Below are 23,999 nucleotides of genomic sequence, written 5' to 3'. Positions count from 1 at the left end.
GCGTCCGTCCTGCCCACGCAGCGCAGTGCAACGGCGTGATCACCGGCAATGCGCTTGGCATGCAAACCACGCTCGCCTGCCCACACGCATCACCGCCTCACTGCGCGTCGCGTGCCACCTGGAAGCCTGCAAACGACTGCGTCACCGGCATGATCTCCAGCCGGTTGATGTTCAAGTGCGGCGGCAGGCTGGCCACGTAGAAGATCTGCTCGGCGATGTCCTCGGCCGTCATCGGTGTGGCACCGCGGTACAGCGTGTCCGAGGCGGCCTGGTTGCCGCCGGTGCGCACCAGGGTGAATTCGGTTTCGGCCATGCCCGGTTCGATCGAAGTCACGCGCACGCCGGTGCCGTGCAGATCCGAGCGCAGGCCCAGCGAAAATTGCTGCACGAACGCCTTGGTGCCGCCGTATACGTTGCCGCCGGTGTAGGGGTAGGTCGCCGCGACCGAGGCGATGTTGATGATGGCGCCGCGGCGCGCGATCAGCGCCGGCAGCAGGCGATGGGTGAGCGTCACCAGCGCGGTGACATTGGTGTCGATCATCTGCTGCCACTGGCTCAGGTCGGCTTGCTGCGCCGGTGCGGTGCCCAGCGCCAGGCCGGCGTTGTTGACCAGCACGTCGATGTCGGCGAAGTTCGCCGGCAGCGCGTCGATGGCAGCGCCCAGGGCCTGTGCATCGCGCATGTCGAAGGCGGCGGTGTGCACCTGGCCTGCGGGGAGTTCAGCGGCCAGCGCCTGCAGGCGGTCGGCACGCCGGCCGGTGGCGATGACGTTCCAGCCGGCTGCGGCAAAACGGCGGACGGCGGCACTGCCGAATCCGGAGGTGGCGCCGGTGATCAGGACGGTCTTGGACATGGGGGAACTCCTGGGGACATGGATCAGGGATGGGGAGCGGCACGTTGCGTGGCGGCGGCGCGCCGCGCCTCCAACATCGCCGCGCTGAGCGGTTCGCGTGTGGTGACCTGGCCGTGCTGGACGTGCAACAGCAGATACGGCAACGACTTCGAACTGGCCTGCGCAGGAGCCGCCGCTGCGTCGTGTGCGTGCTCATCAGGCAGGGCGATCAGCAGTTCGCCGTCGACCCAGTCTGCCAACAGCGGCGCTTGGCGCCGCGGAAACAGCACCTGCAGCGGCAAGTTCGGCGGTGTTTCGGCACAGGCGCCGATGACCACGCGATCCAGCAGCAGGCGCACGCCGTCCAGTCGCCAATAGGCCTGGTAACCACGCCAGTTGGCGCTGCAACCGCCCAGCGCCTGGCGCGCATGGGCGACGAAACGCTGCCAGGTGTCCTGGTCGTCGAGCACCGCAGATAACGGTTCGGCCAGCAGCGCTGCATCGCGGCCATCGATCTGGATGCGGTCCGGAATCTGCTCGGTGGCCTGCGCCGTGCCGATCAGCCCCCACAGCACCAGCGCGGCGACCCGGCGCATCACCGGTGTTTACTGCGCCTTGATGGCGATGGCCGGCAGCCCACTGCCGGTGAGCTTCTGCTTGGCCTCGGCCAATTCGCCGGCACTGCCATACGGCCCCATGCGCACACGGTAGACCGTCTTGCCAGCGATGTCGGCCGACTCCACGCGTGCGGCCAGGCCCATCATCGCCAGCTTGGCCTTGGTCGACTCCGCATCGCCCGAGGCGCCGAACGAGCCGGCCTGCAGGATGTAACGGGTGGTGTCGGCCACGGCCGGTGCAGCGGCCGCGCTGGCCGCCGGTTTGGCGGCGCTTGCGGCTGCCGGCGTGGTGACCGCAGCGGTGCTGGCCGGTGCCGGCGTCGCGGCCGGCCGCGCGGGCGCGGTTTCCGGCAACGGTTTTGGCGCGCTGGCGGCGGTTTCGTTCAAGGGCATCGGCACGCTGGTCGTGGGTGTGGCGGCCGCGACGCTGGCCGCTGGCGCCACCGGCTTGCCTTCCAGCGCGGCGCGCGCACGCGCAGCCTCTTCGGCACGCGCGCTGGCGGCCAGTTCGGCATCGGACATCTGCACTTCCTTGCCTGGTAGCAGGGTGTAGAAGTCGTACTGCGTCTGCGCATCGCCGGGCTTGACCGCCGGCTTGGCCGGCGGCGCGCTGGGCTTGGGCAACTCGGCCGGTGTGTCGACATCGGTGTCGGCCACCGGAGCGGGCTGCGCATCTGGATTGGGTCGCGGGCCCACGCGCAGGAACCCGTCGCCGTCCTTCTTGAACAGGTTGGGGGCCGCCAGGAAGATCACGGCCGCAATCGCTGCGCCGGCGACCAACCAGACCCATCCCGGTGTGCCATTGCTGGTATTGCGTCGCGCCTGACTCTTACCGCGTCGTGCTGCCATTCACCACTTCTCCGAATCACGTCATTGCGGGCCATGCGGCCGCTGATTACATCTTTTCTGGGGCGCTGACGCCGAGCAGTTCCAGGCCGTTGGCGAGAACTTGCTGGGTGGCCACCGCGAGGGTGAGCTTGGCGTCGCGCTCGGCGGCATCGTCCACCAGCACCTTGCTGTTGTGATACCACGTGTGGAAGGCGTGCGCCAATTCACGCAGGTACTGCGCAATCTGGTACGGCTCCAGCGTCTGGCCCGCCAATTCCACCACTTCGGCGTAGCGCGACAACTCCAGCATCAGCGCCAGCGAATGTTCGTCGTCCAGGCGTGCAAGCTCGGCCATGCCGTGGGCCTGGTCGTACTTCAGGCCCTTTTCCTGCGCCTGGCGCAGCACGCTGCAGACGCGGGCATGCGCGTACTGCACATAGAACACCGGGTTGTCGTTGCTCTGCGCACGCGCCAGGTCGATATCGAAGGTGAGCTGCGAATCGGGCTTGCGCGCAATCAGGAACCAACGCACCGCATCGGCGCTGGTTTCTTCGATCAGGTCGCGCAAGGTGACGTAGCTGCCGGCGCGCTTGGAAAGCTTCACTTCCTCGCCGCCGCGCATCACCGTGACCATCTGGTGCAGCACGTATTCCGGCCAGCCCTGCGGGATGCCCAGCTCCATCGCCTGCAGGCCGGCGCGCACGCGCGTCAGCGAGCCGTGGTGGTCGGCGCCCAGTTCGGTGATCGCGCGCTCGTAGCCGCGCTGCCACTTGGTGAGGTGATAGGCCACGTCCGGCACGAAGTAGGTGTAGGTGCCGTCGGACTTGCGCATCACCCGGTCCTTGTCGTCGCCGAAGTCGGTGGACTTCAACCACAGCGCACCGCCTTCCTCGTAGGTGTGGCCGGAGGCGATCAGCTTCTGCACGGCTTCGTCGACCTTGCCGTCCTTGTACAGCGAGCTTTCCAGGAAATAGATGTCGAAATCGACGCGGAATGCGGCCAGGTCGTGGTTCTGCTCGTTACGCAGATACGCCACCGCAAAACGGCGGATCGATTCGAGATCGGCCGGGTCCTTGGTGCCGGTGACCAGGTGGCCTTCCAGGTCGACGGTGTCGCCCGCCAGGTAGGCCTTTGCGACATCGGCGATGTAATCGCCGCGGTAGCCGTTTTCCGGCCAGCCGGCGCTGTCCGGGGTGAGGCCCTGCGCGCGCGCCTGCACCGACAACGCCAGGTTCTCGATCTGCACGCCGGCATCGTTGTAGTAGAACTCGCGCTTGACGTTCCAGCCATTGGCATCGAGCACGCGCGCCAGGCTGTCACCGATCGCCGCCGCGCGGCCGTGGCCGACATGCAGCGGGCCGGTCGGGTTGGCCGAGACGTATTCCACGCCCACCGAGCGGCCGTTGCCGGCCAGCCCGCGGCCGTAGTCGTGCCCCTGCTTGATCACATGAATCACTTCGCGCTGGTAAGCGGCCGGGGTGAGATGGAAATTGATGAAGCCCGGGCCGGCAATCTCCACGCGCGCTACATCGTCACTGGCCGGCAATGCGGCCAGCAGCGCCTGGGCCAGCGCACGCGGGTTGCTGCGCGCAGCCTTGGCCAGCAGCATCGCTGCATTGGTGGCGAAATCGCCGTGCTCGCGGGTCTTGGGCCGCTCGACCACAAAATCCGGCGGCAGGGTGTCGGCGGGCAGGGTGCCATTGGCGCGCAAGGCTTCGATGCCTTGGCCGATCAGTGCGCGGAGTTGGGCTTTCACGTGGGATCTGCTTGGAACGAAACCAGCGATTTTACCCGACCGCGCGGCCGCGGGTCCGAGTGACGATTCAGGTCCCGGCGCGCAGGCTCACGGCACCCAGCCGCGCTCGGCCAGCGAGACCGGCCGGCCATCCCCGATCACGAAGTGGTCGAGCAGCCGGATATCCACCAGCCCCAAGGCCTGCAGCAGGCGCTGGGTGACCGCGCGGTCGGCCTCGGACGGCTCCGGATTGCCGGAGGGATGGTTGTGGCCCACCACCACCGCCGCCGCGTTGTGCAGTAGCGCTCGCCGCACCACTTCGCGCGGATGGATCTCGGCCGCGTCGATGGTGCCGGTGAACAACTCCTCGAAGGCGATCGCGCGATGGCGGTTGTCCAGGAACAGTGCCGCGAACACTTCGTAGTTGCGCGCCCGCAGCCGCTGCGAGAAGTAGCGCCCCACGCTGCTGGGGTCGCTCAAGGCCTCGCCGCGCTCCAGGTCGCTGAGCAGGTGCCGGTTGGCCAGCTCCAGCGCAGCGCTCAGCTTGCAGGCCGACGCCGGCCCCAGTCCGGGCAGGCGGGCCAGCGCCTTGGCCGGGCGATCCAGCAGGCAGCGCAGCGGGCCGTGCCGGTGCAGCAGGTCGCGCGCGGTGCGCACCGCGTCCTGGCCGCGCAACCCCGAGCCGACAAAGATCGCCAGCAGCTCGGCGTCGGAGAGAACAGCGGCGCCGCGGGCCAGAAGTTTCTCGCGCGGGCGTTCGTCGGTGGGCCAGTCGTTGATGTGCATATGACCAGATTGCCGGTGCTCATCGCCGACGCCTATCAGGCCGAACGGGGGCATCGGCTAATCTAGTTGTCCTTGTAACGGTAGGACGACTCCGACGTGACCGGCTCCACTCAGGCCCGCCCCCTGGACGGACAGCGCTTGCTGCTGTGCGTCGGCGGAGGCATTGCCGCCTACAAATCGCTCGAACTGGTCCGTCGCCTGCGCGACGCCGGTGCGCAGGTGCAGGTCGCCATGACCAGCGGCGCGCAGCAATTCGTCACCCCGCTCAGCTTCCAGGCGCTGTCTGGCCAGCCCACCCGCACCACCTTGTGGGACAGCGCTGCCGAGCAGGCCATGGGCCATATCGAACTGGCGCGTTGGGCCGACCGCGTGATCGTCGCGCCGGCCACCGCCGATCTGCTGGCGCGCTTGGCGCACGGCCTGGCCGATGACCTCGTCACCACCCTGTGCCTGGCCACCACCGCGCCACTGACCGTGGCGCCAGCGATGAATCACCGCATGTGGCTGCACCCGGCCACCCAGGCCAATATCGCCACCTTGCGCGCGCGCGGCGTGGCGGTGGTCGGCCCGGACGACGGCCCGTTGGCCGAGGGCGAATCCGGTCCCGGCCGCTTGGCCGAGCCGGCCGCGATCATCGCGGCGCTGGCCGGTGACGATCTGCGTCAAGACGCTGCTGCCGCGTCGCCGCCGGTGTTCATTCCCAGTAGTGCTCAACTCGAAGGCCTGCGCATCGTGATCAGCGCCGGGCCTACTTTCGAGGACCTGGACCCGGTGCGCTACGTCGGCAACCGCAGCAGCGGCAAGATGGGCTACGCGCTGGCAGCGGCGGGCGCACGCCAGGGCGCCGATGTGGTGCTGGTCAGCGGGCCGGTGCACCAGACCACGCCCGACGGCGTGCAGCGCCTGGATGTGCGCTCGGCCGCGCAGATGCGCGATGCGGTGCTGGGCGCGTTCCCGGCCGACATCTACATTGGCGCGGCCGCAGTGGCCGACTACACGCCCAAGCGGGTGGTGTCGCAGAAGATCAAGAAGACCGGCGAGACGCTCACGCTGGAACTGGTGCGCACGCCGGACATCCTGTCCGAGGTCGCCGCGCAGACCGGTGCGCTCAAACTGGTGGTCGGTTTTGCTGCCGAAACGCACGACGTGGAGCATTACGCCCGTGGCAAGCTGGCGGCCAAACGGCTGGACCTGATCATCGCCAATCAGGTGGGGATCGCCGGCGGTGGTTTTGAAAGCGACAACAATGCCGCCACCGCCTATTGGCAGGGCGGCGAGCGTGCGTTTCCTAGCAGCAGCAAGACGGACCTGGCCGAGCAACTGCTGGCCCTGATCGCGGAGAGATTGCAGGCATGACCCAGTCCTTGCAGGTGAAGTTGCTCGACCCGCGTTTCGGCGACCTGTGGCCGCTGCCGGCCTATGCCACCGAGGCCAGCGCCGGAATGGACCTGCGCGCGGCACTGGAGGCGCCAATGACGCTGGAGCCCGGCGATGCGGCGCTGATTCCCAGCGGCATCGCCATCCATCTGGACGACCCGCAGGTCTGCGCGGTGATCCTGCCGCGCTCCGGCCTGGGCCACCGGCACGGCATCGTGCTGGGCAACGGCACCGGTCTGATCGATGCCGATTACCAAGGGCCGCTGTTGATCAGCACCTGGAACCGCGGCCGCGAGGCCTTCACCATCGAGCCGGGCGATCGCATCGCGCAGTTGGTGATCCTGCCGATCGTGCGCGTGAGCTTGCAAGTGGTGGATACTTTCGTGGATAGCGCGCGGGGAGCGGGTGGATTCGGCCACACCGGCGTGCGCTGACAGGGGAGCTTGACGATGAGCAAGGCGAACGAGCGCAGGCAGGGGATGTCGGGCGTGCGGACGAGTGGACCGGTGTTGGGCGGCATGCTGCTGCTGTTGGCCGCCTGGTTTGGCTGGAACAGCTACGCGCAATGGCGCGAGGACGCGATCGCGCAGACGCTTGAGCAGGCGCGCGACCGCGCCGTGCAGGACGTGCGTCAGGCCATGACCTCGCAGGCCGGCCAGCTGGACGCCGTGCTCAAGCAACCTCAGGTGGTGGCCGCGCTGGCCGGCGGCGATGCACTCGCCGCCGCCTCTGCGATCCGCGAGCGCTTCAAGGGCGCCGAGGATGTGCAGGTGCTGCGCGGCGACCTCAGCGCGGCGTACGACAACCCGAAGGACTTTGGTTACGCGCGGCTGAGCCTGCTCGAGTCGGCGCTGGTCGGCGAACGTGCCCAGGTGCGCGTGGTGCGCGACGCCAAGCAGGTGCGGCTGGGCGTGGCCGCCGCGGTCGCCCTGGGCGGCCAGCCGGCGGTGGCCTACGCCCGGCTGCCGTTGCTTCGCCTGACCGGCCCGCTCGATGCCATTGCCGTGCCCGGCCAGGCCTATCTGGCATTGCGCCAGGGCAGCTTCAATGTGGTGGAGCAGGGCGATACCGCGCTGGCGGGCGCCGCCGAAACCCTGGCCCGCCCGTTGGGCGACAGTGGCCTGCGCATCGCTGCGGCGGTGCCGCAAAGCGACAGCGGCCCGCTGGGGCTGGGCGCGCTCGGCTGCGCGATCGTGGCGGCATTGCTGCTGGTGATCGCGGTGCTGTTGGTGCTGGCCAGCCGGGGCCAGGTGGCCTTGCCGCGCCGTCGGGTGGCCGGTGATGCGGCCGCAGACGAGCCGACCTTCCGCCAGAGCCTGCAGCAGGACGCCAGCGTGGCCGGCGAGCCCCGCGCGCTGGACGATGCCACGCCGGCGCCCGCGGCGCTGGTCCCGGCCGTGCAGGTCGCCGCAGAAATGTTCCGCGCGTACGACATCCGCGGCGTGGTGGGCAAGGATCTCAACCCCGGCATCGCCGCGCTGATCGGCCAGGCCATCGGCAGCGTGATGCAGGCGCAAGGCCTGCGCGACATCGTGGTCGGCCGCGATGGACGTTTGTCCGGCCCGGAACTGACCAACGGCCTGATCGAAGGTCTGCGCCGCGCCGGTTGCAACGTCACCGACATCGGCCTGGCGCCGACGCCGGTGGTGTACTTCGGCGCCTACGAATTGCGCGCCGGCAGCTGCGTGGCGGTGACCGGCAGCCACAATCCGCCCGACTACAACGGCTTCAAGATCGTGATCGGGGGCGAGACGCTCTCCGGTGCGGCGATCACCGAGCTGCACCAGCGCATCAACGAAGGCCGCCTGCATACCGCAGCCAGCCCCGGCGAACTGGAGCAGCGCGACATCAGCGATGCCTACATCCAGCGCATTGCCGACGACGTGCAGCTGGACCGCCCTATCAAGGTGGTGGTGGACGCCGGCAATGGCGCGGCTGGCGAGATCGCGCCGCGTCTGCTGGAGGCCATCGGTGCGGAAGTAGTGCCGCTGTATTGCGATATCGACGGCACCTTTCCCAATCACCATCCCGACCCGAGCGAGCCGCACAATCTCGGCGATCTGGTGCAGATGGTGCAGCGCTTCGATGCGGATATCGGCGTGGCCTTCGATGGCGATGCCGACCGCCTGGGCGTGGTCACCAAGGAAGGCGCCATCGTCTTCCCCGACCGCCTGCTGATGCTGTTTGCCGCCGATGTGCTGCAACGCAATCCCGGCGCGCTGGTGATCTACGACGTGAAGTGCACCGGCAAGCTGTCCGACTACGTGTTGCGCAATGGCGGCAGCCCGTTGATGTGGAAGACCGGGCATTCGCTGATCAAGGCGAAGATGCGCGAAACCGATGCCGAACTGGCCGGTGAAATGAGCGGGCATTTCTTCTTCAAGGAGCGCTGGTACGGCTTCGACGATGGCATTTATGCCGCTGCGCGCCTGCTGGAAATCCTCGCCCAGCGCGAAGAGACCCCGTCCGACGTGCTCGGCGAGCTGCCCGAAAGCGTGTCCACGCCGGAGATCAAGGTACCGGTGGACGGCGATGCGCACGCGCTGGTGGCCCGGTTCGTGGAGCGTGCGCAGGCCGGCGAGGAGTCGCCGTTCGAGGCCGCGCGGTTGTCCACCATCGACGGGCTGCGCGCGGATTTCGGCGACGGCTGGGGCCTGGTGCGTGCGTCCAACACCACCCCGATCCTGGTGCTGCGCTTCGAAGCCGACACCGCCGTGGCGCTGGAACGCATCCGCGCGCTGTTCCGCAGCGAACTGCAGGCGCTGCTGCCGGATCACCCGCTCGCATTCTGAGCACGGCAGCCGCCGAGCCACTGCGCTGGCCGCATCGACCGCGGCCAGCGCAGTGGCGTCCTGGCCAAGCCGCGTTCTGCTCCGCAGTCTCCGCGCGCGAGGCTGCGCGTGCGTTGCTCGGCGGTGAGGAATAGCCACCCCGCCGCGGCGACGAACTGACGTGGTTGCGCGCGGCTTTCCCGGCGCACTTGCGCTGATTCCGCAGCTCAAGACGCATGGGGAAGAGCATCCGCCCGGGCTGCCGGGCACCATGGCCCGCGAGCGCTGGCCTCTTACATTCGCTGATCCACGCCGCGCTGATTTGCATCGCACAGTCACCCGGCACGCCGCGTCATCGCCGTGATGCCGGGCACCACTGTGCCGGCCTCACGCGGCAGCCAGACCGCATCCCAGTACGGATAGGCGCCCACGTGCGCGGCCAGCCCGGCGCGCACCGGCGCGGCCACCAGCGCACGCGCGAAGTGCCGATGGTCGTTGGGCGCAGCCAACGGCGTCAGGGTGGGGTGCGGTTGCCAGACCGTACCGCCGCGTCCGCGTGCGCGATTGACCGCCTCTGCCGCCGCCTGGCACGCGCTGCCGGCGCGGTGCAGCAGCAGCGCCGGCTGATCCGCCTGCAACAACGCGCTCCAGTGATCGGGCAGCAGCACCCAGCACAGCAATCGCGTGCCATGCCAATGGCTGCTATGCGACAGGCACGCCGCTGCAGCGCGTGCGCAGCGCCAGTCAGCGAACAACGCTACCTGCTGATGGGTGTGCACCTGTAGATGCCAATGCCGCGCAGCGTTGGACGGCAGAGGCAGAGCGGGCGGGTGCTGGGCGCTGGGCATGTCCACAGCCTGCGTGGCAGCAACGTCGCCGCGCATCAGTGCGGCACCCACGCGCGATTAGGCAAACCCGGCAGCGCAGTGTCCGAAGAGGCGCCGTTTCAGGCGCGCGCTGGCGGTGCGTCAGCAGGCGCAGCAAACCTGTGCAGCACTCAGTGCGAGGCGCGCTCGCGCTTCCAGCCGCGGTGCTTGATGTCCAGGTACAGGCTGTAGAACGCGGTAAAGGCCGGGAACATGTTCTGCAGCACGCCCACCGAGTCCTGCTTGGCCGAAAACACGAAGTAGCTCAGCGTCATCAGGCTGCCGACCACGCTCATGTACCAGAACATGCGCGGGATCACCGGCTTGCCGGCGCGCTTGGAGGCCACGAACTGCACCAGCCAGCGGCCGCCGAACATCAGCGCGCCCACATAGCCGATCAGCTTCCAGCCGGTGACGTGCAGCCCGGTCCAATACAGCCAGGTCAGCGGTTGATCCAGCCAGTGCAGCTCCATCAGCGCTCCTCCACCGCGGTGCGCTTGCTACGGGTGATCAGCCACGCCACGCCGCGCAGGTCGCGGATGCCCACCAGCGCCCGGTTGAGATTGTTGTACTTGGACACGCCGGCGGTGCGGTGGCGGTGATGCACCGGCACGCTGATGGTGCGCCAACCGGCACGCTGCATCAGCGCCGGCAGGTAGCGGTGCATGTGGTCGAAGTAGGGCAGGTCCAGGAAGGCCTCGCGCTCGAACAGTTTGATCCCGCAGCCGGTATCGGGGGTGTTGTCCTGCAGCATGCGCGAGCGGATCGCGTTGGCCCACTTGCTGGCCCAGCGCTTGGAGCCCGAATCCTGGCGATTGACCCGCCAGCCAGCGAACAGCTTGACCTGCGGCTCGGCCTCGGCACGCGCAATGAGCAGTTTGGGGATGTCGGCCGGGTCGTTCTGGCCATCGCCATCGAGCGTGGCGATCCAGCTCGCCCGCGCGGCCTTGACCCCGCTGCGCACCGCCGTGCTTTGCCCGCTCTGGGTGACGTGGTGTAGCACGCGCAGTTCGGGGGTGCGGGTTTTCAGCTCCTGCAACACCGCCAGCGTGTCATCGCGCGAGTGATCGTCGACATAGACGATCTCGAAGGCGACCACGCCGCGCAACGCGGCCACGATCTCGCCGACCAGGGGCGCCACGTTGTCGCGCTCATTGAACACGGGGACGACGACGGAAAGCTGAGGTTGGCTCATGGGATCGTGGTGGCCCGGATGCAGGCGGAGCAAAAAAGATCGCGCATTGTGCCCTGACCATCTGAGCCGGGCATGAAGCTCAGGCGCGCGAGGCGAAATAACGTTGGCACCACTCCACCACCTGTGGCAGACCGAGCTCGACCGGCGTGGCCGGATCGAAGCCGAATGCCGCCTGCGCCCGCGAAGTGTCGGCCATGGTGCGCACCATGTCGCCTGGCTGCATCGGCCGGTATACCTTCTCAGCCGGGCGGCCGGCTGCCTGGGCGATCACGTCGATGAAGTATTCCAGCTCTACCGGGGTGTGGTTGCCCAGGTTGAACACGCGGTGCGGCACCGGCTCGGTGCTCGGGGTGTCCAGCGCGCCGAGCACGCCGGCCACGATGTCGGCCACGAAGGTGAAGTCGCGCTGCATCTTGCCGTGGTTGAACACGTCGATCGGGCGTCCGGCCAACACCGCGCGGCTGAAGATCAGCGGCGCCATGTCCGGCCGGCCCCATGGCCCGTACACGGTGAAAAAGCGCAGCCCGGTGGCGCGCAGGCCGTACAGCTGCGCATAGGTGTAGCCCATCAACTCGTTGGCCGCCTTGGTGGCGGCATACAGCGAGCGTGGCTGGTCCACGCGCTGGTCTTCGGAGAACGGCGGGGTGGCCGAATCGCCGTACACCGAGCTGCTGGACGCATACACCAGGTGCTGCACCCCGCGGTGGCGGCACAGCTCGAGCACGTTGACGAAGCCGACCAGGTTGCTGTCGACATAGGCATGCGGATTTTCCAGCGAATAGCGCACGCCGGCCTGTGCAGCCAGGTGCACCACGCGGGTGGGCTGGATCTCGTCGAACAGCGCGGTCAGGCCCTCGCGGTCGGTGAGATCCAGCGTGCGGATGTCGATCTGCGGGCACAGTGCGGCCACGCGGTCGTGCTTGAGCTGCGGGTCGTAGTAGCTGTTGTAGTTGTCCAGGCCCACCACGTTCTCGCCGCGCGCAGCCAGTGCGCGGCAGGTGTAGGCACCGATGAAACCGGCGGCGCCGGTGACGAGAATGGTCATGGCAATGGTCCTGAAAACGTCAAAGGGAAGGAGACAACAGCGCTCAGAACAGCCCGAAAAAGCGCTTCTTCGCCACGTTGCGGCGGCGCAGGTTGATGTCGTCCCGAATGTTGCCGGCATCGAGGCGATCCAGCAGTGCATCGCTGCCCTGGCTCAGCTTCAGCGCCATTTCTTCCGGATACAACGGCACCACCGTCATGAAGGCGATGGTCTTGTCGACATCGATGCGCAACTGGGCAAATGCTTGCGGCGTGCTCACCGGCGGCAGCACGATCGCGCCGTCGAAGGCGACACCCGGCGCATACGGCTCGGCCGGGTTGCCATTGGGAACGGTATGGCCGAAACCCAGCCAAGTGTCGAACTTGTGCGGCAGCCGCGCCAGGTTCTTGAGCAGGCGAATGGGCCAGTAGTGGCGCTCGTCGTCGAAGTCGCGCTGGTCGACCGGCCAATCGCCCGGCAGGCTCAGCATCAGCTCCATGTAACGCGGCGCCTCCACCCCGTCGGGCAGCGTCATCGGCAGATCGCTCATGCCCGAGGTGACCAGGCGCAGATGCGGCGAGTGCGCATTGGGCGGCACGATGTGCACATCCAGATGCACGGTATCGGAGAGGATTTCGTGGAACACACTCGCAATCGGACCCAGGTGCTGCTCGATATGCGCGCTGATCTGCGCGAGGCATTCTTCGCCGCGTGCCGGCTCGAAGCCCCTGGCCTGCGCGTGATGCAGGATCGGGCTGCCGGATGGGCTGATCGTCTCGTCGGCGTGGCTCATGGGCGGTGTTTGCCATCGCTGCTGGCGCCGGTGCTGGTGTTGGCGACACGGCGCCCCGGCAGCGGCGCGGTTGCCCGCGTACCCGTGCGCTCGGCCTCCAGGGTTGCCTTGCGCTCAGCGCTGAAATCCCACCAATTGCGTGCCGGCTCGCCCTGCATGAAGCGCACCAGCGACAGGAACACATCGATCACGCACGGGTCATGGGTGACGCCGGTGCGCAGGCAGAGCTGGGCGTACATATCGTAGGCATCGCGGCCGTGCAGCTGCGCCGGCATGCGGATGCCAATCTGCTGCAGGTCCTTTTCGCAGGCCGGCCCCACATTCGGCAGGTCGGTCAGGCGCAGCAGATGCGCGCGGTCCACTTTGGCGGGATGCATCGCTGATCCTCCTGCGCTGGCCGCATCACCCCGTGCGGGCGCGCAAGCGTTCCAGCACGCCGTCCAGGGTATCCAGATCGGTGTAGTGAATCACCAGCTTGCCCTTGCCGCCGCGGCCGTGGTTGAACACCACCTTGGTGCCCAGCGACTCGGACAGTTCCGTTTCCAGCGAGGCGATATCGGCCTGCGGCGCAACCGCGGCCGGTTTGCCCTTGCGCAGCGATCCGGGCACCTTGCCGGCAGCGAACTGCTGCGCGCGGTGTTCCACCTCGCGCACCGACCAGCCCTGGTCGGCCGCTTCCTGCGCCAGCTTGCTGGCCAGTTCCGGCGCCAGGGTGAGCAACGCACGCGCGTGGCCCATTTCCAGGCGGCGGGTTTCCAGCAGCACGCGGATGGCCACCGGCAATTCCAGCAGGCGCAGCAGGTTGGATACCGACGCGCGCGAACGGCCCACCGCTTCGGCGGCCTCGGCATGCGTCAGCGAGAATTCGTCGATCAAGCGCTGCAGCGCCTGGGCTTCTTCCAGCGGGTTGAGGTCTTCGCGCTGGATGTTCTCGATCAGCGCCATCGCGATGACGGTGCGGTCGTCGAGCTCGCGCACCACCACCGGCACCTCGGTCAGCCCGGCCAGCTGCGAGGCGCGCCAACGGCGTTCGCCGGCGACGATCTCGAACTGCCCCGGCGCCAGTTCGCGCGCCACGATCGGCTGGATCACGCCCTGCGCCTTGATCGACTCCGCCAGCTCGGCCAGCTTGACCTCGTCCATCTCCCGGCGTGGCTGGTACTTGCCCGGCTGCAGCTGGGTGACCGGCAACTGGCGCAAGGTATCGCCGGGCTGCAGGGCGCTTTCGTCAGCGCCGGCCGGTGCCGCTGCGGCTGCCGCGCCCTTGGGTCCCAGCAGCGCTTCCAGGCCGCGGCCCAGTCCACGCTTCTTGGCAGGGGTCGGCTTGCTCATCAGACGGTCTCCATGGGCCGGACGGCCTTGTTGCGGTCGTTCTGGCGGCGCACGATCTCGCCGGCCAGGCCCAGGTAGGCCACCCCGCCGCGCGAGGTGCGGTCATAGCCCACGATGCTCTGCCCGTGACTGGGCGCCTCGGCCAGGCGCACGTTGCGCGGCACGATGGTGCGGAACACCTTGTCGCCAAAATGCTCGGTCAGCTCCGCCGACACCGCATTGGCCAGGTTGTTGCGGATGTCGAACATCGTGCGCAGCACGCCTTCGATCTCCAGCGCCGGATTGAGGTTGGCGCGCAGCGCTTCGATGGTTTCCAGCAACGCGGTCAGCCCCTCCAGCGCGTAGTACTCGCACTGCATCGGCACGATGATCGAATCTGCCGCGGTCAGCGCGTTGAGCGTCAGCAGCGACAACGCCGGAGGGCAATCGATCAGGATGAAGTCGTATTCGTCGCGGATCGGCGCCAACGCGCGCTTGAGCCGCTGTTCGCGCTCACCCTGGTCCATCAGCTGGATCTCGGCGGCAGTCAGATCGATGTTGCCCGGCAGCAGGTCGAAGCCTTCCGGCGCGGTGACCCGGATCTCGGCGGCGGTGTTTTCGCCCAGCAGCAGGTCGCAGGTGGAGGCGGCGACCTCGCGCTTGTCGATGCCGCTGCCCATCGTGGCGTTGCCCTGCGAGTCCAGATCCACCAGCAACACACGCTTGGGCGCGCGCGCCAGGCCGGCCGCCAGATTGACCGCGGTCGTGGTCTTGCCGACGCCGCCTTTCTGGTTGGCAATGGCGATGATCCGGGCCATGCGGGAGAGCCTCGTGGGCAAGGAGTAAGACCGGCCATTATGCGGGCTGGGCGCCGGATCGGGAAATGCGCCCCGACGGCGCTGCGCCACCCCTGCGGGCGGCGTCCGGCTGGCTCAGCCTGCCGGCGTGGCGGTGTCCTGCGCGCCCTTCATGGCCCGGTAGCGTTGCAGGATGTCGGTGATTTCGCCGTCCAGCGCAGTGCGCTGCTGCTCGAAACTGCCCTGCAGGCGCAACTGCGCCATCAGCTCGCGATGGCGCTGCTGGATGTCGCCGGCCAGCTTGTCGGCCACCGCCTGGCCGGCCAGCTCGCGGTCACCGGCGGCACGCAGCATGCTGGCCAGGCCTTCGCGCAGGCTGGTCACGTTGAAGCGCGCGGTGTGGATGTTGTTGTCGACAATGGCAATGCGCTCGTTGAACACCCGGCGCAGGTCGTCCTCGCTCTGGTACGACATCAGCATTGCCTGGTCGGTGCGCTTGCGCATCTGTTCGGCGGCCAGGTCGGCCTGGCGTTGTTGCTCGCTGGCCGCAGCGGCGGCGCGCTCGTCGCTGCTCATCGCGCGCTGCACCTCGGCGCTGCGCATGCCGCTTTTGACGTTGAATTCGTCGCGCGCCTGGTTCACCGCCTCCGGCGGCAGCGTATCGCTGCAGACCCGGGCGCCGTTCTGGTTCCAGCAATAGAGTTTCTTTGCAGCCGGCTTGTCCTGCGCAACGCCGGGTGCGGCCACCACGGCGGCCGCAACGGCGGCCAGTAACGCCAAACGTGTGTGTATCGGCATCAGCGCAGCCCCCTGTCGCCTGCTATCAGCCCGTGGTGTCGGTTCCGTAGCGGCCACGATAGGCCAGCAGCGGTTCCCGGAAGCCCACAAGGTCGGCGTTTCCTGCCGCGAATGCAAGCAGGTCGGCGAGGTTGGCCACCGCGATCACTGGAATGCCGGCCTCGGCCGCCACCGCCTGCGCAGCCGAACGGCGATCCTGCTCGGAGGCGATCTCCTGCCGGTCCAACGCCACCACGATGCCCGACGGCGTGCCGCCAGCGGCGCGGATGATGCCCAAGGCCTCGCGGATCGCGGTGCCGGCGGTGATCACGTCATCGACGATCAGCACCTTGCGGCCCTGCAGCGGCGCCCCGATCAGCGTGCCGCCTTCGCCATGGTCCTTGGCTTCCTTGCGGTTGAACGCCAGCGGCAGGTCGCGGCCCCGCCCGGCATAGGCGCAGGCCAACGCCGTCGCCAGCGGAATGCCCTTGTAGGCCGGCCCAAACAGTAGGTCGAACTCCACCCCCGCCGCATCGATCGCATCGGCATAGCACTGCGCCAGCTGGGCGGTCTTTGCGCCCGAATCGAAGCGCCCCGCATTGAAGAAATACGGGCTGAGCCGGCCGGACTTGAGCGTGAAATCGCCAAAGCGCAAGGCATCGGCATCCAGGGCCAGCTGCAGGAAACGGGTGCGGTGATCGTTCATGGCAACGAGATTCGAGAGTGGGGATTCGGGATTGGAAAGCATAGCGGGTCAGACCTTGCGGCATCCGCTGATGCGGTACGCTTTCACGAATCCCCAATTCCCATTCCCAAATCCCGGCTCTTTATTCATGCGCATCATCAGTTTCAACGCCAATGGCCTGCGGTCGGCCGCCAGCAAGGGGTTCTTCGAGTGGTTCGCCACCCAGGACGCGGATGTGCTGTGCATCCAGGAGACCAAGGCGCAGGAACATCAGCTGGCCGGGCCGGAATTCCTGCCTGCCGGCTACAAGGCCTGGTTTCGCGATGCCAGCACAAAGAAGGGCTACAGCGGCGTGGCGATCTACGCCAAGCGTGAACCCGACGAGGTGCGCACCGCGCTCGGTTGGCCGGAGTTCGACGAAGAAGGCCGCTACATCGAGGCCCGCTTCGGCAACCTCAGCGTGGTGTCGTTCTATATCCCGTCCGGCTCCTCGGGCGAGTTGCGGCAGGGCTACAAATTCCAGGTCATGGAATGGCTGCGCCCGATCCTGAGCGAATGGCTGGCCAGCGGCCGGCAGTACGTGCTGTGCGGCGACTGGAACATCGTGCGCTCGGCGCTGGACATCAAGAACTGGAAGTCCAACCAGAAGAACTCCGGCTGCCTGCCGCCCGAGCGCGACTGGCTCAACGGCCTGTGCGCCGACCTGCTGGCCGAGGCAGATGCCAGCAACGGGCGCGGCTGGGTGGACAGCTACCGCGTGCTGCATCCGCAGGGCGAGGACTACACCTGGTGGAGCAATCGCGGCGCTGCCCGCGCCAACAACGTGGGATGGCGCATCGACTACCAACTGGTCACCCCCGGGCTGCGCGACAAGGTGCAGGCCTGTTCCATCTACCGCGAAGAGCGTTTCTCCGACCACGCACCTTACATCGTGGATTACGCGCAGTGAGGCAGGCACAAGCTGTGGTTTCAGTAATATCGCGCCAGCGTCTTGCAGAACAGGGCGAGAACCTTGGCGGCGACATCGCCATCCGACCACGTCTTGGAACGTGCAGCACGCGCGGCGGCTTTCAGTCGCCATTGCGTAGCCAGTCGATGCCGATCAATGCGTTCTTCTACGAGACGGCCATGCGTCGTCGAGGTGCCGCACACACTGTCGAAAGCATCACTGCGGAGGCGATGTTTGTTTCCGACGGCGCGCTGCATGCAGCGGCGCAGTCCGCCTTGCCCGCCACAGCCACTGGCGTTCGTTCTCACTGGTTTGACGCATGACCGAACCCACCCAAACCTACAAAGGCTGGCGCGGTATCCAGCGCGCCTTCGCCACGCCCTCGGCGGGGACCATGGCTTTGTTGGGCTTCGGCAGCGGTTTGCCGTTTCTGCTGATCGCCTCGCAGACCCTGTCCGTCCGATTGCGCGATGTCGGCCTGGATCTAGGCAGCATTGGTCTAATCAGCATGGTCAGCTTTTGTTATCAGCTCAAGTTTTTGTGGGCGCCATTGATCGACCGCTATGCGTTCCCGGTCACCGCGTTTTTGGGGCGTCGTCGCTCTTGGCTGCTGGTGTCGCAGATTGGCGTCACCATAGGCCTGTTTGCGCTGGCGTTCTCCCGCCCGGACCTAAGCCTGACAGGTTTGATTGGCTGGGTTGTTTTCACATCGTTTTGGGGCGCCACCCAGGACTCGGTGGTGGATGCCTATCGCATCGAAATAGCTCCGGATGCCGCGCAGGCCGCGTTGGCGGCGACCTACACGTTGGGGTATCGCATCGGCCTGATCTTGGGCGGCGCGGTTGCGCTAAATATTGCTGAGTACCTGGGTTGGATATGGGCCTACGTGACCATGGCGGCTTTGATGCTGCTGCCGATCGCCACGACTTTGTTTTGCCGCGAGCCCAACCGCCCGGCAGCCACGGTGGTGCGCCGTGTTGATTTTGCGGGCGCGTTCTGGCAGCCGATTTACAGCTTCTTTTCCAACAACGGGCTGGCACTAGCCATCGTGCTGCTGATGTTCGTTGGTTTGTACAAGTTCCCCGACCAAGTGATCGGCGTCATGGCAGGGCCGTTCTATCTGGACTCGGGCTTCACCAAGGCCGACATCGGCAACGTCTCGAAACTGTTCGGCGTCGTGATGGGAATCGTGGGCGCGTTTGCCGGCGGCGCGGCAGTGGCCGCATTCGGGTTCCGTCGCATGCTGCTGGTCGCTGCCTTGGGCGTGGCGTTGTCCAACCTGGCCTTCTTGCTGATGGCGCACAACCCCGGCAAGCTGTGGGCGTTCTACGCCGCGCTCAGTGCTGACAACCTGTTTCAGGGCTTCGCGGCCACCGTGCTGGTGGCCTTCATGTCTTCGCTGACTGACCGTAACTTCACCGCCACCCAGTACGCGTTGCTGGTCTCGCTGGCCAACCTGCCGGGCAAGTTCGCCGGCGGTGTCTCCGGCTTTCTGGTGGAGGCCACCTCCTACAGCACCTTCTTCATCCTGAGCGCCTTGACCGTCGTCCCCACCCTGGCACTGCTGGCATGGCTGTGGCCGCGGCTGTTGGCGCATGACAGGCGGCCGGATTGAAACGTCCGCCAAGGTTGCCGATGATGCGTGCGGGGCCGCGCAGTGCACGAGGCAAGGCATGACCGATCTGGTGTTGCGTGATATCGATCCGGTGCTGGTGGACCGGATCCGCCGCATTTCCGTCGCACGGGGCTGGACCCAGCACCAGACGGTGATGCATCTGCTTGAACAAGGCCTGTTCGCCAGCGAGTACGAAGTCACCGGCGGCCTGCAACATCCCGAAGTCGATGCGCTGGCCGAAGCCATTGCCGCGCTCAAGGCGCTGCCGGCGGGCAACACCCCCTGATAGCAGGCGGACGCTGCTTTACGACTTTTTTTCTGCGAGCACTGAGTGCGGGGACACCGTCCAGGCGCACCGTCCAGATTGCTGCTTGCTCGCATCTGCATCAGCAGCAAGCGGTGCGACTGCATATCTGCAATCTGTGGCCAGTGCTGTCGCGCCATAGCTATCCAGCTAGAGGTTCGACGAGTAGACCGGTATCGCGCCCAGCTGCTTCCGCTCACGACGCCAATTCCGGCTGCACGGCCCTCAGGCCGGATAAATGGCCCCCATCAGCCGCGGCCCTGCCGCACCAGTCACCGATGGCAGATTGGCCGGCCGTCCGGCCAGGAGCTCGGCGGCCAGCCAGGCAAAGCCCATCGCCTCCAGGTAATCCGGATCCAGCCCGTGGCGCGCACTGGACTCCACCACCACGCCGGGCAGGCGCGCGGCCAACCGCGCCAGCAGCACCGGGTTGCGCACGCCGCCGCCGCAGACCAGCACGCGGCGGGTTGTCGGCTGGTGGCGCAGCAACGCATCGGCCACCGTGGCCGCCGTCAATTCCAGCAAGGTGGCCTGCACATCGGCCGGGCGCAGCGTCGCGGTGCCCATAGCTTGCCGTGCCCACGCCAGGTGAAATTGCTCACGGCCGGTGCTCTTGGGTGGCGGCAGTGCGAACCACGGGTCGGCCAACAGCGCGTGTAGCAACGCTGCATCCACCTGACCGCTGGCTGCAAACGCGCCGTCGGCGTCGAACGGCGTGCCTCGGTGCTGCTGGCACCAGCTATCGAGCAAGGCATTGGCCGGGCCGGTGTCAAATCCCCGCACCGCGCCGTCGCGCGGGATCAGCGTCAGGTTGCCGATGCCGCCCAGGTTGAGCACCGCACGGTCTTCGTCGCTGGCACCCAGCATCGCCAGGTGGAAGGCCGGCATCAGCGGCGCACCTTGGCCGCCAGCCGCCACATCGCGCCGGCGGAAATCGGCCGCCGTGGTAATGCCTGTGTGTTCGGCGATCCGGCTCGCGTCGCCGATCTGCCAGGTAAAGGCCGGGTCGGCCTGTGGCCGGTGGCGGATGGTCTGCCCGTGCGAGCCGATCGCGCGGATCTGCTCGCGCGCCACGCCGGCCTCGGCAATCAGCTGATTGGCCGCGTCTGCAAACGCCAGCCCAACCTGCGCGTCCAGGCGGCCCAAGCTGTCGATCGCCATCTGCTCGGCGCCCTGGCTGAGCGCGACCAACGCTTCGCGCAACTGTGGCTCCCAGCCCACCGTGATCCCAGCGACCAGTTCGCAGCGCCGGTGGCTGGCATCGTCGAAGCGCACCAACGCCGCATCGATGCCGTCAGCACTGGTGCCTGACATCAAGCCGAGATAGAGCGGGGAGTGCGTGTGTGTTGGAGCAGACATGCCGGAGCCAGATACGGAGCGGTGAAGCAGCTTGTGCAGCACAAGCTGGGCCGTCAACCGGGTGTTGGTCGAAGCGCGGTGGTTCGGGTCTGGCGGCCAGGTGCTGGCCGCCGTGCACCACCGTCTGCGGCTGGGCAACCGCGCTCGCGGGAGCTAAAGCGCGCCGCGAGCGCTGATCAATCGGCCACCAGGGCAGGCCGCCCTCAGCCCCGCGGCTTGCCCTTGGCAGGCTTGCCGGCGTCGGCGTAGATCAGTTTTTCCATGCCTTCGATACGTGCCATCGCCGGCGCGGTCTGCGCGCGGAAGGCTGCGAGCTCCGCGCCCTGCAGCGGCTCCGGCGGCGGCATCGTCACCGACATCGGGTTGCGCTGCTGCCCGCCAACGCGGAATTCATAATGCAGATGCGGCCCGGTCGCCAAGCCGGTCATGCCGACATACCCGATCACCGTACCCTGGTTGATGCGCTGGCCGGCCTTGACCTTGCCAAACCGCGACATATGGCCGTACAGCGTGCTGTAGTTCTTGCCGTGGTCTAGGATCACCACGTTGCCGTAGCCGCGCTGGGTGCCCACGAACACCACCCGCGCATCGCCCGCCGCCATGATCGGCGTACCGGAAGCGGCCGCGTAGTCCACGCCCTTGTGCATGCGCATCGTGCCCAGTACCGGGTGCTTGCGTGCGCCAAAGGTCGAGCTGATCCGGCTATAGGCCACCGGCATGCGGATGAAGCTCTTCTTCAGCGGGCGCCCGGTGATGTCGAAATATTCCGCCGGCTTGCCTGCGCGCTCGAAGCGGAAGCCGGTATAGGTCTTGCCGCCGGTGGTGAAGGTGGCCGCCAGGATGTCGCCGGTGCTGATTCGCTCGCCTTCGCGCCAGGTCTCGTCCATCACCACGCTGAAGCGGTCGCCCGGCTGCAGATCCTTATCGAAGTCGATGTCGTACTTGAAGATATCGTCGGTCATCACCGCGACCGCCGCCGGGGATAGCCCGGATTTGCTGGCCGAGGCATACAGCGAGCTGGTGATCTCGCCGCTGGCCACCACCGTGCGGGTGCTGGTCGCCCGCTCGGTGACGTTCTCGCGCACGCTGTCGCCCAGCAGGCGCAGCTCCACCCGGTGACTGTCGTCGCGATCGAAGCGCAGCGCCCGCAACTCACCGGGGGTGGGCATGTCGAAGGCGATTTCCGTGCCGGGGCGCAGCTTGGTCAGCGCCTCCTTGGTCCCCGGATGCGCCAGCACCTGGTACATCACGGTCGTCGGAATGCCCAGCTCCCCGAACAGGGTGCTTAGCGTCTGCCCGGACTTGACCTTGAGGATTTCCCAGTCCGTGCCCGGCCCCAGTGCCTTGCGGCTGGGTACCAGCGGCGGCAGCGGCAGTGCCAAGGTGGCATGGCTGGAAAGCGGCGCATCGATGGCATTGGAAAAGCCCGGCACGATCGTCGCCACCATCGCGCCGATCGTCGCGAACAGGCTGGCATGGATCCAGTGGCGGCGCGTCCAGCGGTCATTGAACGCCGCCGGCAGGTGTTCCTTGAGCTTGCGATGCAGTGCAGTGTCGTGGAGGACGTGGAGGCGTTCTTGGAAGCGCCGCTTGCGTGCACGGCCCTGCTCTGAGTTCTGCATCGTTGGAAGTCTCCGGGACGGCTCGAAGTGCGAGCCCAAACGCCGGTACCATAGACAGCGATCAACAGCGCGTCAAACCATTGAGCCTGTTCATTATTTTCACTTGGCGCGGTATTAACCTGCGTTTAACTTAATTCATGTTGTTGACGGCGAACGCCGCTGGAGTCTGTGGTTGGCCACTATCGATGAATCCCTTGCGCTCATTGGCCGCGGTGCCGAGGAGATCCTCAAGCTTGAGCAGCTCGAAGCGCGCCTGACCTCCGGCGTGCCGCTGCGGGTGAAGGCTGGCTTTGATCCCACCGCGCCGGATCTGCATCTCGGCCACACCGTGTTGCTCAACAAGATGCGCCAGTTCCAGGAGCTGGGGCACCAGGTGATTTTCCTGATCGGCGACTTCACCGGCATGATCGGCGACCCGAGCGGCAAGAACGTCACCCGCAAGCCGCTCAGCCGTGAGGACGTGCTCGCCAATGCACGGACCTATGAAGAGCAGGTCTTCAAGATCCTGGACCGCACGCGGACCGAGGTGCGCTTCAATTCCGAATGGTTCGGCCAGATGAGTGCGGCGGACATGATCAAGCTGTCCGCCCAGCACACCGTGGCGCGCATGCTCGAGCGTGACGACTTCGCCAAGCGCTTTGCCGGCCAGCAACCGATCGCCATCCACGAATTCCTGTATCCGCTGGTGCAGGGCTATGACTCGGTGGCCCTCAAGGCGGACGTCGAGCTCGGCGGCACCGACCAGACATTCAACCTGCTGATGGGGCGTGGCCTGCAGGAGCACTACGGTCAGGCGCCACAGGTCGTGCTGACCATGCCACTGCTGGAAGGCCTGGACGGCGTCGCCAAGATGTCCAAATCCCTGGGCAACTACATCGGCATCAACGAACCGGCCATCGACATCGTCACCAAGACCATGAAGATCGGCGATGCGCTGACCTGGCGCTGGATCGACCTGCTCTCCTTCGACATCAGCGTTGCCGAGGCTGCCCGTCTCAAAGAAGACGTCGCCGCGGGCAACCTGCATCCGCGCGACGTCAAACTGCGCCTGGCGCGCGAGCTGGCGACCCGGTTCCACGATGCAGCCACTGCCGAGCAGGCCATCGCCGGCTGGCATGCCGTAGTAACCGGGCAGGGCGACACCAGCGTGTTGCCGCTCCAGCAGGTCAGCGTTCCCGCGGAAGGCCTGCGGATCGCCAGCTTGCTGACTGCGGCCGGTCTGACACCCAGCAACTCCGAAGCCACCCGCAAGCTCAAGGAGCGGGCAGTCAAGATCGACGGCGAAGTGGTCGACGACCTCGCTCGCCAGTTCGGCCCCGGCTTTGAGGGCGTCATCCAGGTGGGCAAGCGAAACTTTGCCCGCGTTGCGTTGGTAACCAGCTGAGTTGCCTGGGTCGAACAGGGATGATGCAGGCAACTGATCTGTGCCGCTCGCGGCTATCTATATAGAGCGTCGTCAGCGCCTCAGCGTTTGATGAGCTAATTGATCAAATCGGTAGTCTCTATAGATAGGAGACGTGCGTCAGGCGGCTAGCAACGTGCGCCCGCGCACGCTTCCAAACTCGCGGCAAGGATCAGTGAAATTTTTTTCACAAACCCCTTCCCAAATGCGTTCGACCGGCCCATAATTCGCCTCCCCCGAAGCAACGGCCCCGCAGACGCGGAACCAGCGCAAAGGGCTCGAAAACAGCCTGAAATTAGGGTGTTGACGAAACGGAAAAGCCGGCTATGATGGGCGGCTCGCTACACGGAAAGA

The 23,999-nt window shown here is 66.9% G+C and carries 24 protein-coding genes and 1 pseudogene; 8 read left to right on the top strand and 17 right to left on the bottom strand.

Translation table 11 applies throughout. The annotated features are described in order from the left end of the window. Positions 1 to 97: 97 nt before the first annotated feature. The 5 genes from QRM60_RS14035 to radC form a co-directional block, all read right to left on the bottom strand. Positions 98 to 853: an SDR family NAD(P)-dependent oxidoreductase gene (locus QRM60_RS14035; protein WP_115541652.1), complete on the bottom strand. Its 756-nt coding sequence runs from the start codon at positions 851 to 853 to the stop codon at positions 98 to 100. 23 nt (positions 854 to 876) lie between these two features. Then, positions 877 to 1,431, bottom strand: a complete 555-nt coding sequence (locus QRM60_RS14030) for a hypothetical protein (protein ID WP_285446416.1) — start codon at positions 1,429 to 1,431, stop codon at positions 877 to 879. A gap of 6 nt (positions 1,432 to 1,437) precedes the next feature. Beyond that, on the bottom strand, positions 1,438 to 2,298 hold the full coding sequence (locus tag QRM60_RS14025; protein ID WP_011038937.1) for an SPOR domain-containing protein: 861 nt from the start codon (positions 2,296 to 2,298) through the stop codon (positions 1,438 to 1,440). 46 nt (positions 2,299 to 2,344) lie between these two features. Beyond that, the gene (argS, locus tag QRM60_RS14020) at positions 2,345 to 4,033 is read right to left on the bottom strand and encodes an arginine--tRNA ligase (RefSeq protein ID WP_285446415.1); all 1,689 of its coding nucleotides are present in this window, start codon (positions 4,031 to 4,033) and stop codon (positions 2,345 to 2,347) included. Positions 4,034 to 4,120: 87 nt separating this feature from the next. Next, the gene (gene radC / locus QRM60_RS14015; RefSeq protein ID WP_042595589.1) at positions 4,121 to 4,798 is read right to left on the bottom strand and encodes a DNA repair protein RadC; all 678 of its coding nucleotides are present in this window, start codon (positions 4,796 to 4,798) and stop codon (positions 4,121 to 4,123) included. A gap of 96 nt (positions 4,799 to 4,894) precedes the next feature. On the opposite strand from radC, the gene coaBC reads away from it, so the two are divergent. Genes coaBC through QRM60_RS14000 form a run of 3 tightly spaced genes read left to right on the top strand, consistent with a single transcriptional unit; the run spans position 4,895 to position 8,967 of the window. Then, the gene (gene coaBC, locus QRM60_RS14010) at positions 4,895 to 6,154 is read left to right on the top strand and encodes a bifunctional phosphopantothenoylcysteine decarboxylase/phosphopantothenate--cysteine ligase CoaBC (RefSeq protein ID WP_115557381.1); all 1,260 of its coding nucleotides are present in this window, start codon (positions 4,895 to 4,897) and stop codon (positions 6,152 to 6,154) included. Further along, entirely contained in the window at positions 6,142 to 6,609 is a 468-nt protein-coding gene (gene dut, locus QRM60_RS14005) for a dUTP diphosphatase (RefSeq protein ID WP_029217103.1), read from the top strand. Before coaBC ends, dut begins: the two co-directional genes overlap by 13 nt. Before the next feature lie 15 nt (positions 6,610 to 6,624). Continuing rightward, positions 6,625 to 8,967, top strand: coding sequence for a phosphomannomutase/phosphoglucomutase (locus QRM60_RS14000; protein ID WP_161962925.1), 2,343 nt, complete (start codon positions 6,625 to 6,627; stop codon positions 8,965 to 8,967). A gap of 314 nt (positions 8,968 to 9,281) precedes the next feature. Here the strand turns inward: QRM60_RS14000 and QRM60_RS13995 are convergent, their stop codons facing one another. The 10 genes and pseudogenes from QRM60_RS13995 to pyrE form a co-directional block, all read right to left on the bottom strand. Beyond that, the gene (locus QRM60_RS13995) at positions 9,282 to 9,725 is read right to left on the bottom strand and encodes a hypothetical protein (RefSeq protein WP_115557605.1); all 444 of its coding nucleotides are present in this window, start codon (positions 9,723 to 9,725) and stop codon (positions 9,282 to 9,284) included. Between the two features lie 218 nt (positions 9,726 to 9,943). Beyond that, positions 9,944 to 10,285, bottom strand: coding sequence for a lipid-A-disaccharide synthase N-terminal domain-containing protein (locus tag QRM60_RS13990; protein ID WP_011038930.1), 342 nt, complete (start codon positions 10,283 to 10,285; stop codon positions 9,944 to 9,946). Next, positions 10,285 to 11,007, bottom strand: coding sequence for a glycosyltransferase family 2 protein (locus QRM60_RS13985; RefSeq protein WP_116890329.1), 723 nt, complete (start codon positions 11,005 to 11,007; stop codon positions 10,285 to 10,287). Before QRM60_RS13985 ends, QRM60_RS13990 begins: the two co-directional genes overlap by 1 nt. 79 nt (positions 11,008 to 11,086) lie before the next feature. Beyond that, positions 11,087 to 12,052, bottom strand: coding sequence for an SDR family NAD(P)-dependent oxidoreductase (locus tag QRM60_RS13980; RefSeq protein WP_285446413.1), 966 nt, complete (start codon positions 12,050 to 12,052; stop codon positions 11,087 to 11,089). A gap of 43 nt (positions 12,053 to 12,095) precedes the next feature. Then, a complete protein-coding gene (locus tag QRM60_RS13975; RefSeq protein WP_285446412.1) occupies positions 12,096 to 12,824 on the bottom strand; it encodes a suppressor of fused domain protein in 729 nt (242 codons plus the stop codon). Positions 12,825 to 12,913: 89 nt separating this feature from the next. Continuing rightward, positions 12,914 to 13,201 (bottom strand): annotated as a pseudogene (locus QRM60_RS13970) (helix-hairpin-helix domain-containing protein); the annotation flags it as partial. Between the two features lie 25 nt (positions 13,202 to 13,226). Next, positions 13,227 to 14,156 (bottom strand): ParB/RepB/Spo0J family partition protein, encoded by a 930-nt coding sequence (locus tag QRM60_RS13965; protein ID WP_014506303.1) that lies wholly within the window; start codon positions 14,154 to 14,156, stop codon positions 13,227 to 13,229. Continuing rightward, a complete protein-coding gene (locus QRM60_RS13960; protein WP_012439448.1) occupies positions 14,156 to 14,953 on the bottom strand; it encodes an AAA family ATPase in 798 nt (265 codons plus the stop codon). The genes QRM60_RS13965 and QRM60_RS13960 overlap by 1 nt, the downstream gene beginning before the upstream one ends. A 114-nt stretch (positions 14,954 to 15,067) precedes the next feature. Beyond that, a complete protein-coding gene (locus QRM60_RS13955) occupies positions 15,068 to 15,730 on the bottom strand; it encodes a hypothetical protein (RefSeq protein ID WP_012439447.1) in 663 nt (220 codons plus the stop codon). A 25-nt stretch (positions 15,731 to 15,755) separates the two neighbouring features. Beyond that, positions 15,756 to 16,415 carry an orotate phosphoribosyltransferase gene (gene pyrE, locus QRM60_RS13950; protein WP_285446411.1) on the bottom strand — a complete coding sequence of 220 codons (660 nt, stop codon included), beginning with the start codon at positions 16,413 to 16,415 and terminating at the stop codon, positions 15,756 to 15,758. A 127-nt stretch (positions 16,416 to 16,542) separates the two neighbouring features. Between pyrE and QRM60_RS13945 the strand changes: the two genes are divergently transcribed. From QRM60_RS13945 to QRM60_RS13930, 4 genes are read left to right on the top strand one after another with little or no spacing between them, the layout of a single operon-like run. Continuing rightward, complete coding sequence (locus QRM60_RS13945; RefSeq protein WP_228419916.1) at positions 16,543 to 17,343, top strand: exodeoxyribonuclease III; 801 nt, start codon at positions 16,543 to 16,545, stop codon at positions 17,341 to 17,343. Next, positions 17,340 to 17,666 carry a hypothetical protein gene (locus QRM60_RS13940; protein ID WP_139328024.1) on the top strand — a complete coding sequence of 109 codons (327 nt, stop codon included), beginning with the start codon at positions 17,340 to 17,342 and terminating at the stop codon, positions 17,664 to 17,666. Before QRM60_RS13945 ends, QRM60_RS13940 begins: the two co-directional genes overlap by 4 nt. Further along, a complete protein-coding gene (locus QRM60_RS13935) occupies positions 17,663 to 18,958 on the top strand; it encodes an MFS transporter (RefSeq protein ID WP_228419920.1) in 1,296 nt (431 codons plus the stop codon). The genes QRM60_RS13940 and QRM60_RS13935 overlap by 4 nt, the downstream gene beginning before the upstream one ends. A 58-nt stretch (positions 18,959 to 19,016) precedes the next feature. Continuing rightward, complete coding sequence (locus tag QRM60_RS13930) at positions 19,017 to 19,244, top strand: hypothetical protein (protein WP_011038919.1); 228 nt, start codon at positions 19,017 to 19,019, stop codon at positions 19,242 to 19,244. Between the two features lie 243 nt (positions 19,245 to 19,487). On the opposite strand, the gene QRM60_RS13925 is transcribed toward QRM60_RS13930, so the two are convergent. Both QRM60_RS13925 and QRM60_RS13920 read right to left on the bottom strand, forming a co-directional pair. Further along, positions 19,488 to 20,621 carry an anhydro-N-acetylmuramic acid kinase gene (locus QRM60_RS13925; RefSeq protein WP_285446410.1) on the bottom strand — a complete coding sequence of 378 codons (1,134 nt, stop codon included), beginning with the start codon at positions 20,619 to 20,621 and terminating at the stop codon, positions 19,488 to 19,490. A gap of 203 nt (positions 20,622 to 20,824) precedes the next feature. Continuing rightward, entirely contained in the window at positions 20,825 to 22,243 is a 1,419-nt protein-coding gene (locus QRM60_RS13920) for a M23 family metallopeptidase (RefSeq protein ID WP_014506310.1), read from the bottom strand. Positions 22,244 to 22,415: 172 nt separating this feature from the next. Between QRM60_RS13920 and tyrS the strand changes: the two genes are divergently transcribed. Continuing rightward, a complete protein-coding gene (gene tyrS, locus QRM60_RS13915; RefSeq protein WP_042595577.1) occupies positions 22,416 to 23,627 on the top strand; it encodes a tyrosine--tRNA ligase in 1,212 nt (403 codons plus the stop codon). The last annotated feature ends 372 nt before the right edge of the window (positions 23,628 to 23,999 follow it).

Source organism: Xanthomonas sp. fls2-241-TYG-148 (assembly GCF_030208815.1).
GTDB lineage: Bacteria > Pseudomonadota > Gammaproteobacteria > Xanthomonadales > Xanthomonadaceae > Xanthomonas > Xanthomonas campestris.
The sequence above is the reverse complement of the archived record's forward strand: the minus strand, read 5'-3'. Positions and strand labels throughout refer to the sequence as shown.

Excerpts from the sequence above, each read along its gene's own strand:
- QRM60_RS14035 (WP_115541652.1), bottom strand. The coding sequence starts at position 853 with ATGTCCAAGACCGTCCTGATCACCGGCGCCACCTCCGGATTCGGCAGT.
- QRM60_RS14025 (WP_011038937.1), bottom strand. The coding sequence starts at position 2,298 with ATGGCAGCACGACGCGGTAAGAGTCAGGCGCGACGCAATACCAGCAAT.
- radC (WP_042595589.1), bottom strand. The coding sequence starts at position 4,798 with ATGCACATCAACGACTGGCCCACCGACGAACGCCCGCGCGAGAAACTT.
- QRM60_RS14000 (WP_161962925.1), top strand. The coding sequence starts at position 6,625 with ATGAGCAAGGCGAACGAGCGCAGGCAGGGGATGTCGGGCGTGCGGACG.
- QRM60_RS13990 (WP_011038930.1), bottom strand. The coding sequence starts at position 10,285 with ATGGAGCTGCACTGGCTGGATCAACCGCTGACCTGGCTGTATTGGACC.
- QRM60_RS13985 (WP_116890329.1), bottom strand. The coding sequence starts at position 11,007 with ATGAGCCAACCTCAGCTTTCCGTCGTCGTCCCCGTGTTCAATGAGCGC.
- QRM60_RS13980 (WP_285446413.1), bottom strand. The coding sequence starts at position 12,052 with ATGACCATTCTCGTCACCGGCGCCGCCGGTTTCATCGGTGCCTACACC.
- QRM60_RS13975 (WP_285446412.1), bottom strand. The coding sequence starts at position 12,824 with ATGAGCCACGCCGACGAGACGATCAGCCCATCCGGCAGCCCGATCCTG.
- QRM60_RS13965 (WP_014506303.1), bottom strand. The coding sequence starts at position 14,156 with ATGAGCAAGCCGACCCCTGCCAAGAAGCGTGGACTGGGCCGCGGCCTG.
- QRM60_RS13960 (WP_012439448.1), bottom strand. The coding sequence starts at position 14,953 with ATGGCCCGGATCATCGCCATTGCCAACCAGAAAGGCGGCGTCGGCAAG.
- QRM60_RS13955 (WP_012439447.1), bottom strand. The coding sequence starts at position 15,730 with ATGCCGATACACACACGTTTGGCGTTACTGGCCGCCGTTGCGGCCGCC.
- pyrE (WP_285446411.1), bottom strand. The coding sequence starts at position 16,415 with ATGAACGATCACCGCACCCGTTTCCTGCAGCTGGCCCTGGATGCCGAT.
- QRM60_RS13945 (WP_228419916.1), top strand. The coding sequence starts at position 16,543 with ATGCGCATCATCAGTTTCAACGCCAATGGCCTGCGGTCGGCCGCCAGC.
- QRM60_RS13935 (WP_228419920.1), top strand. The coding sequence starts at position 17,663 with ATGACCGAACCCACCCAAACCTACAAAGGCTGGCGCGGTATCCAGCGC.
- QRM60_RS13930 (WP_011038919.1), top strand. The coding sequence starts at position 19,017 with ATGACCGATCTGGTGTTGCGTGATATCGATCCGGTGCTGGTGGACCGG.
- QRM60_RS13925 (WP_285446410.1), bottom strand. The coding sequence starts at position 20,621 with ATGTCTGCTCCAACACACACGCACTCCCCGCTCTATCTCGGCTTGATG.
- QRM60_RS13920 (WP_014506310.1), bottom strand. The coding sequence starts at position 22,243 with ATGCAGAACTCAGAGCAGGGCCGTGCACGCAAGCGGCGCTTCCAAGAA.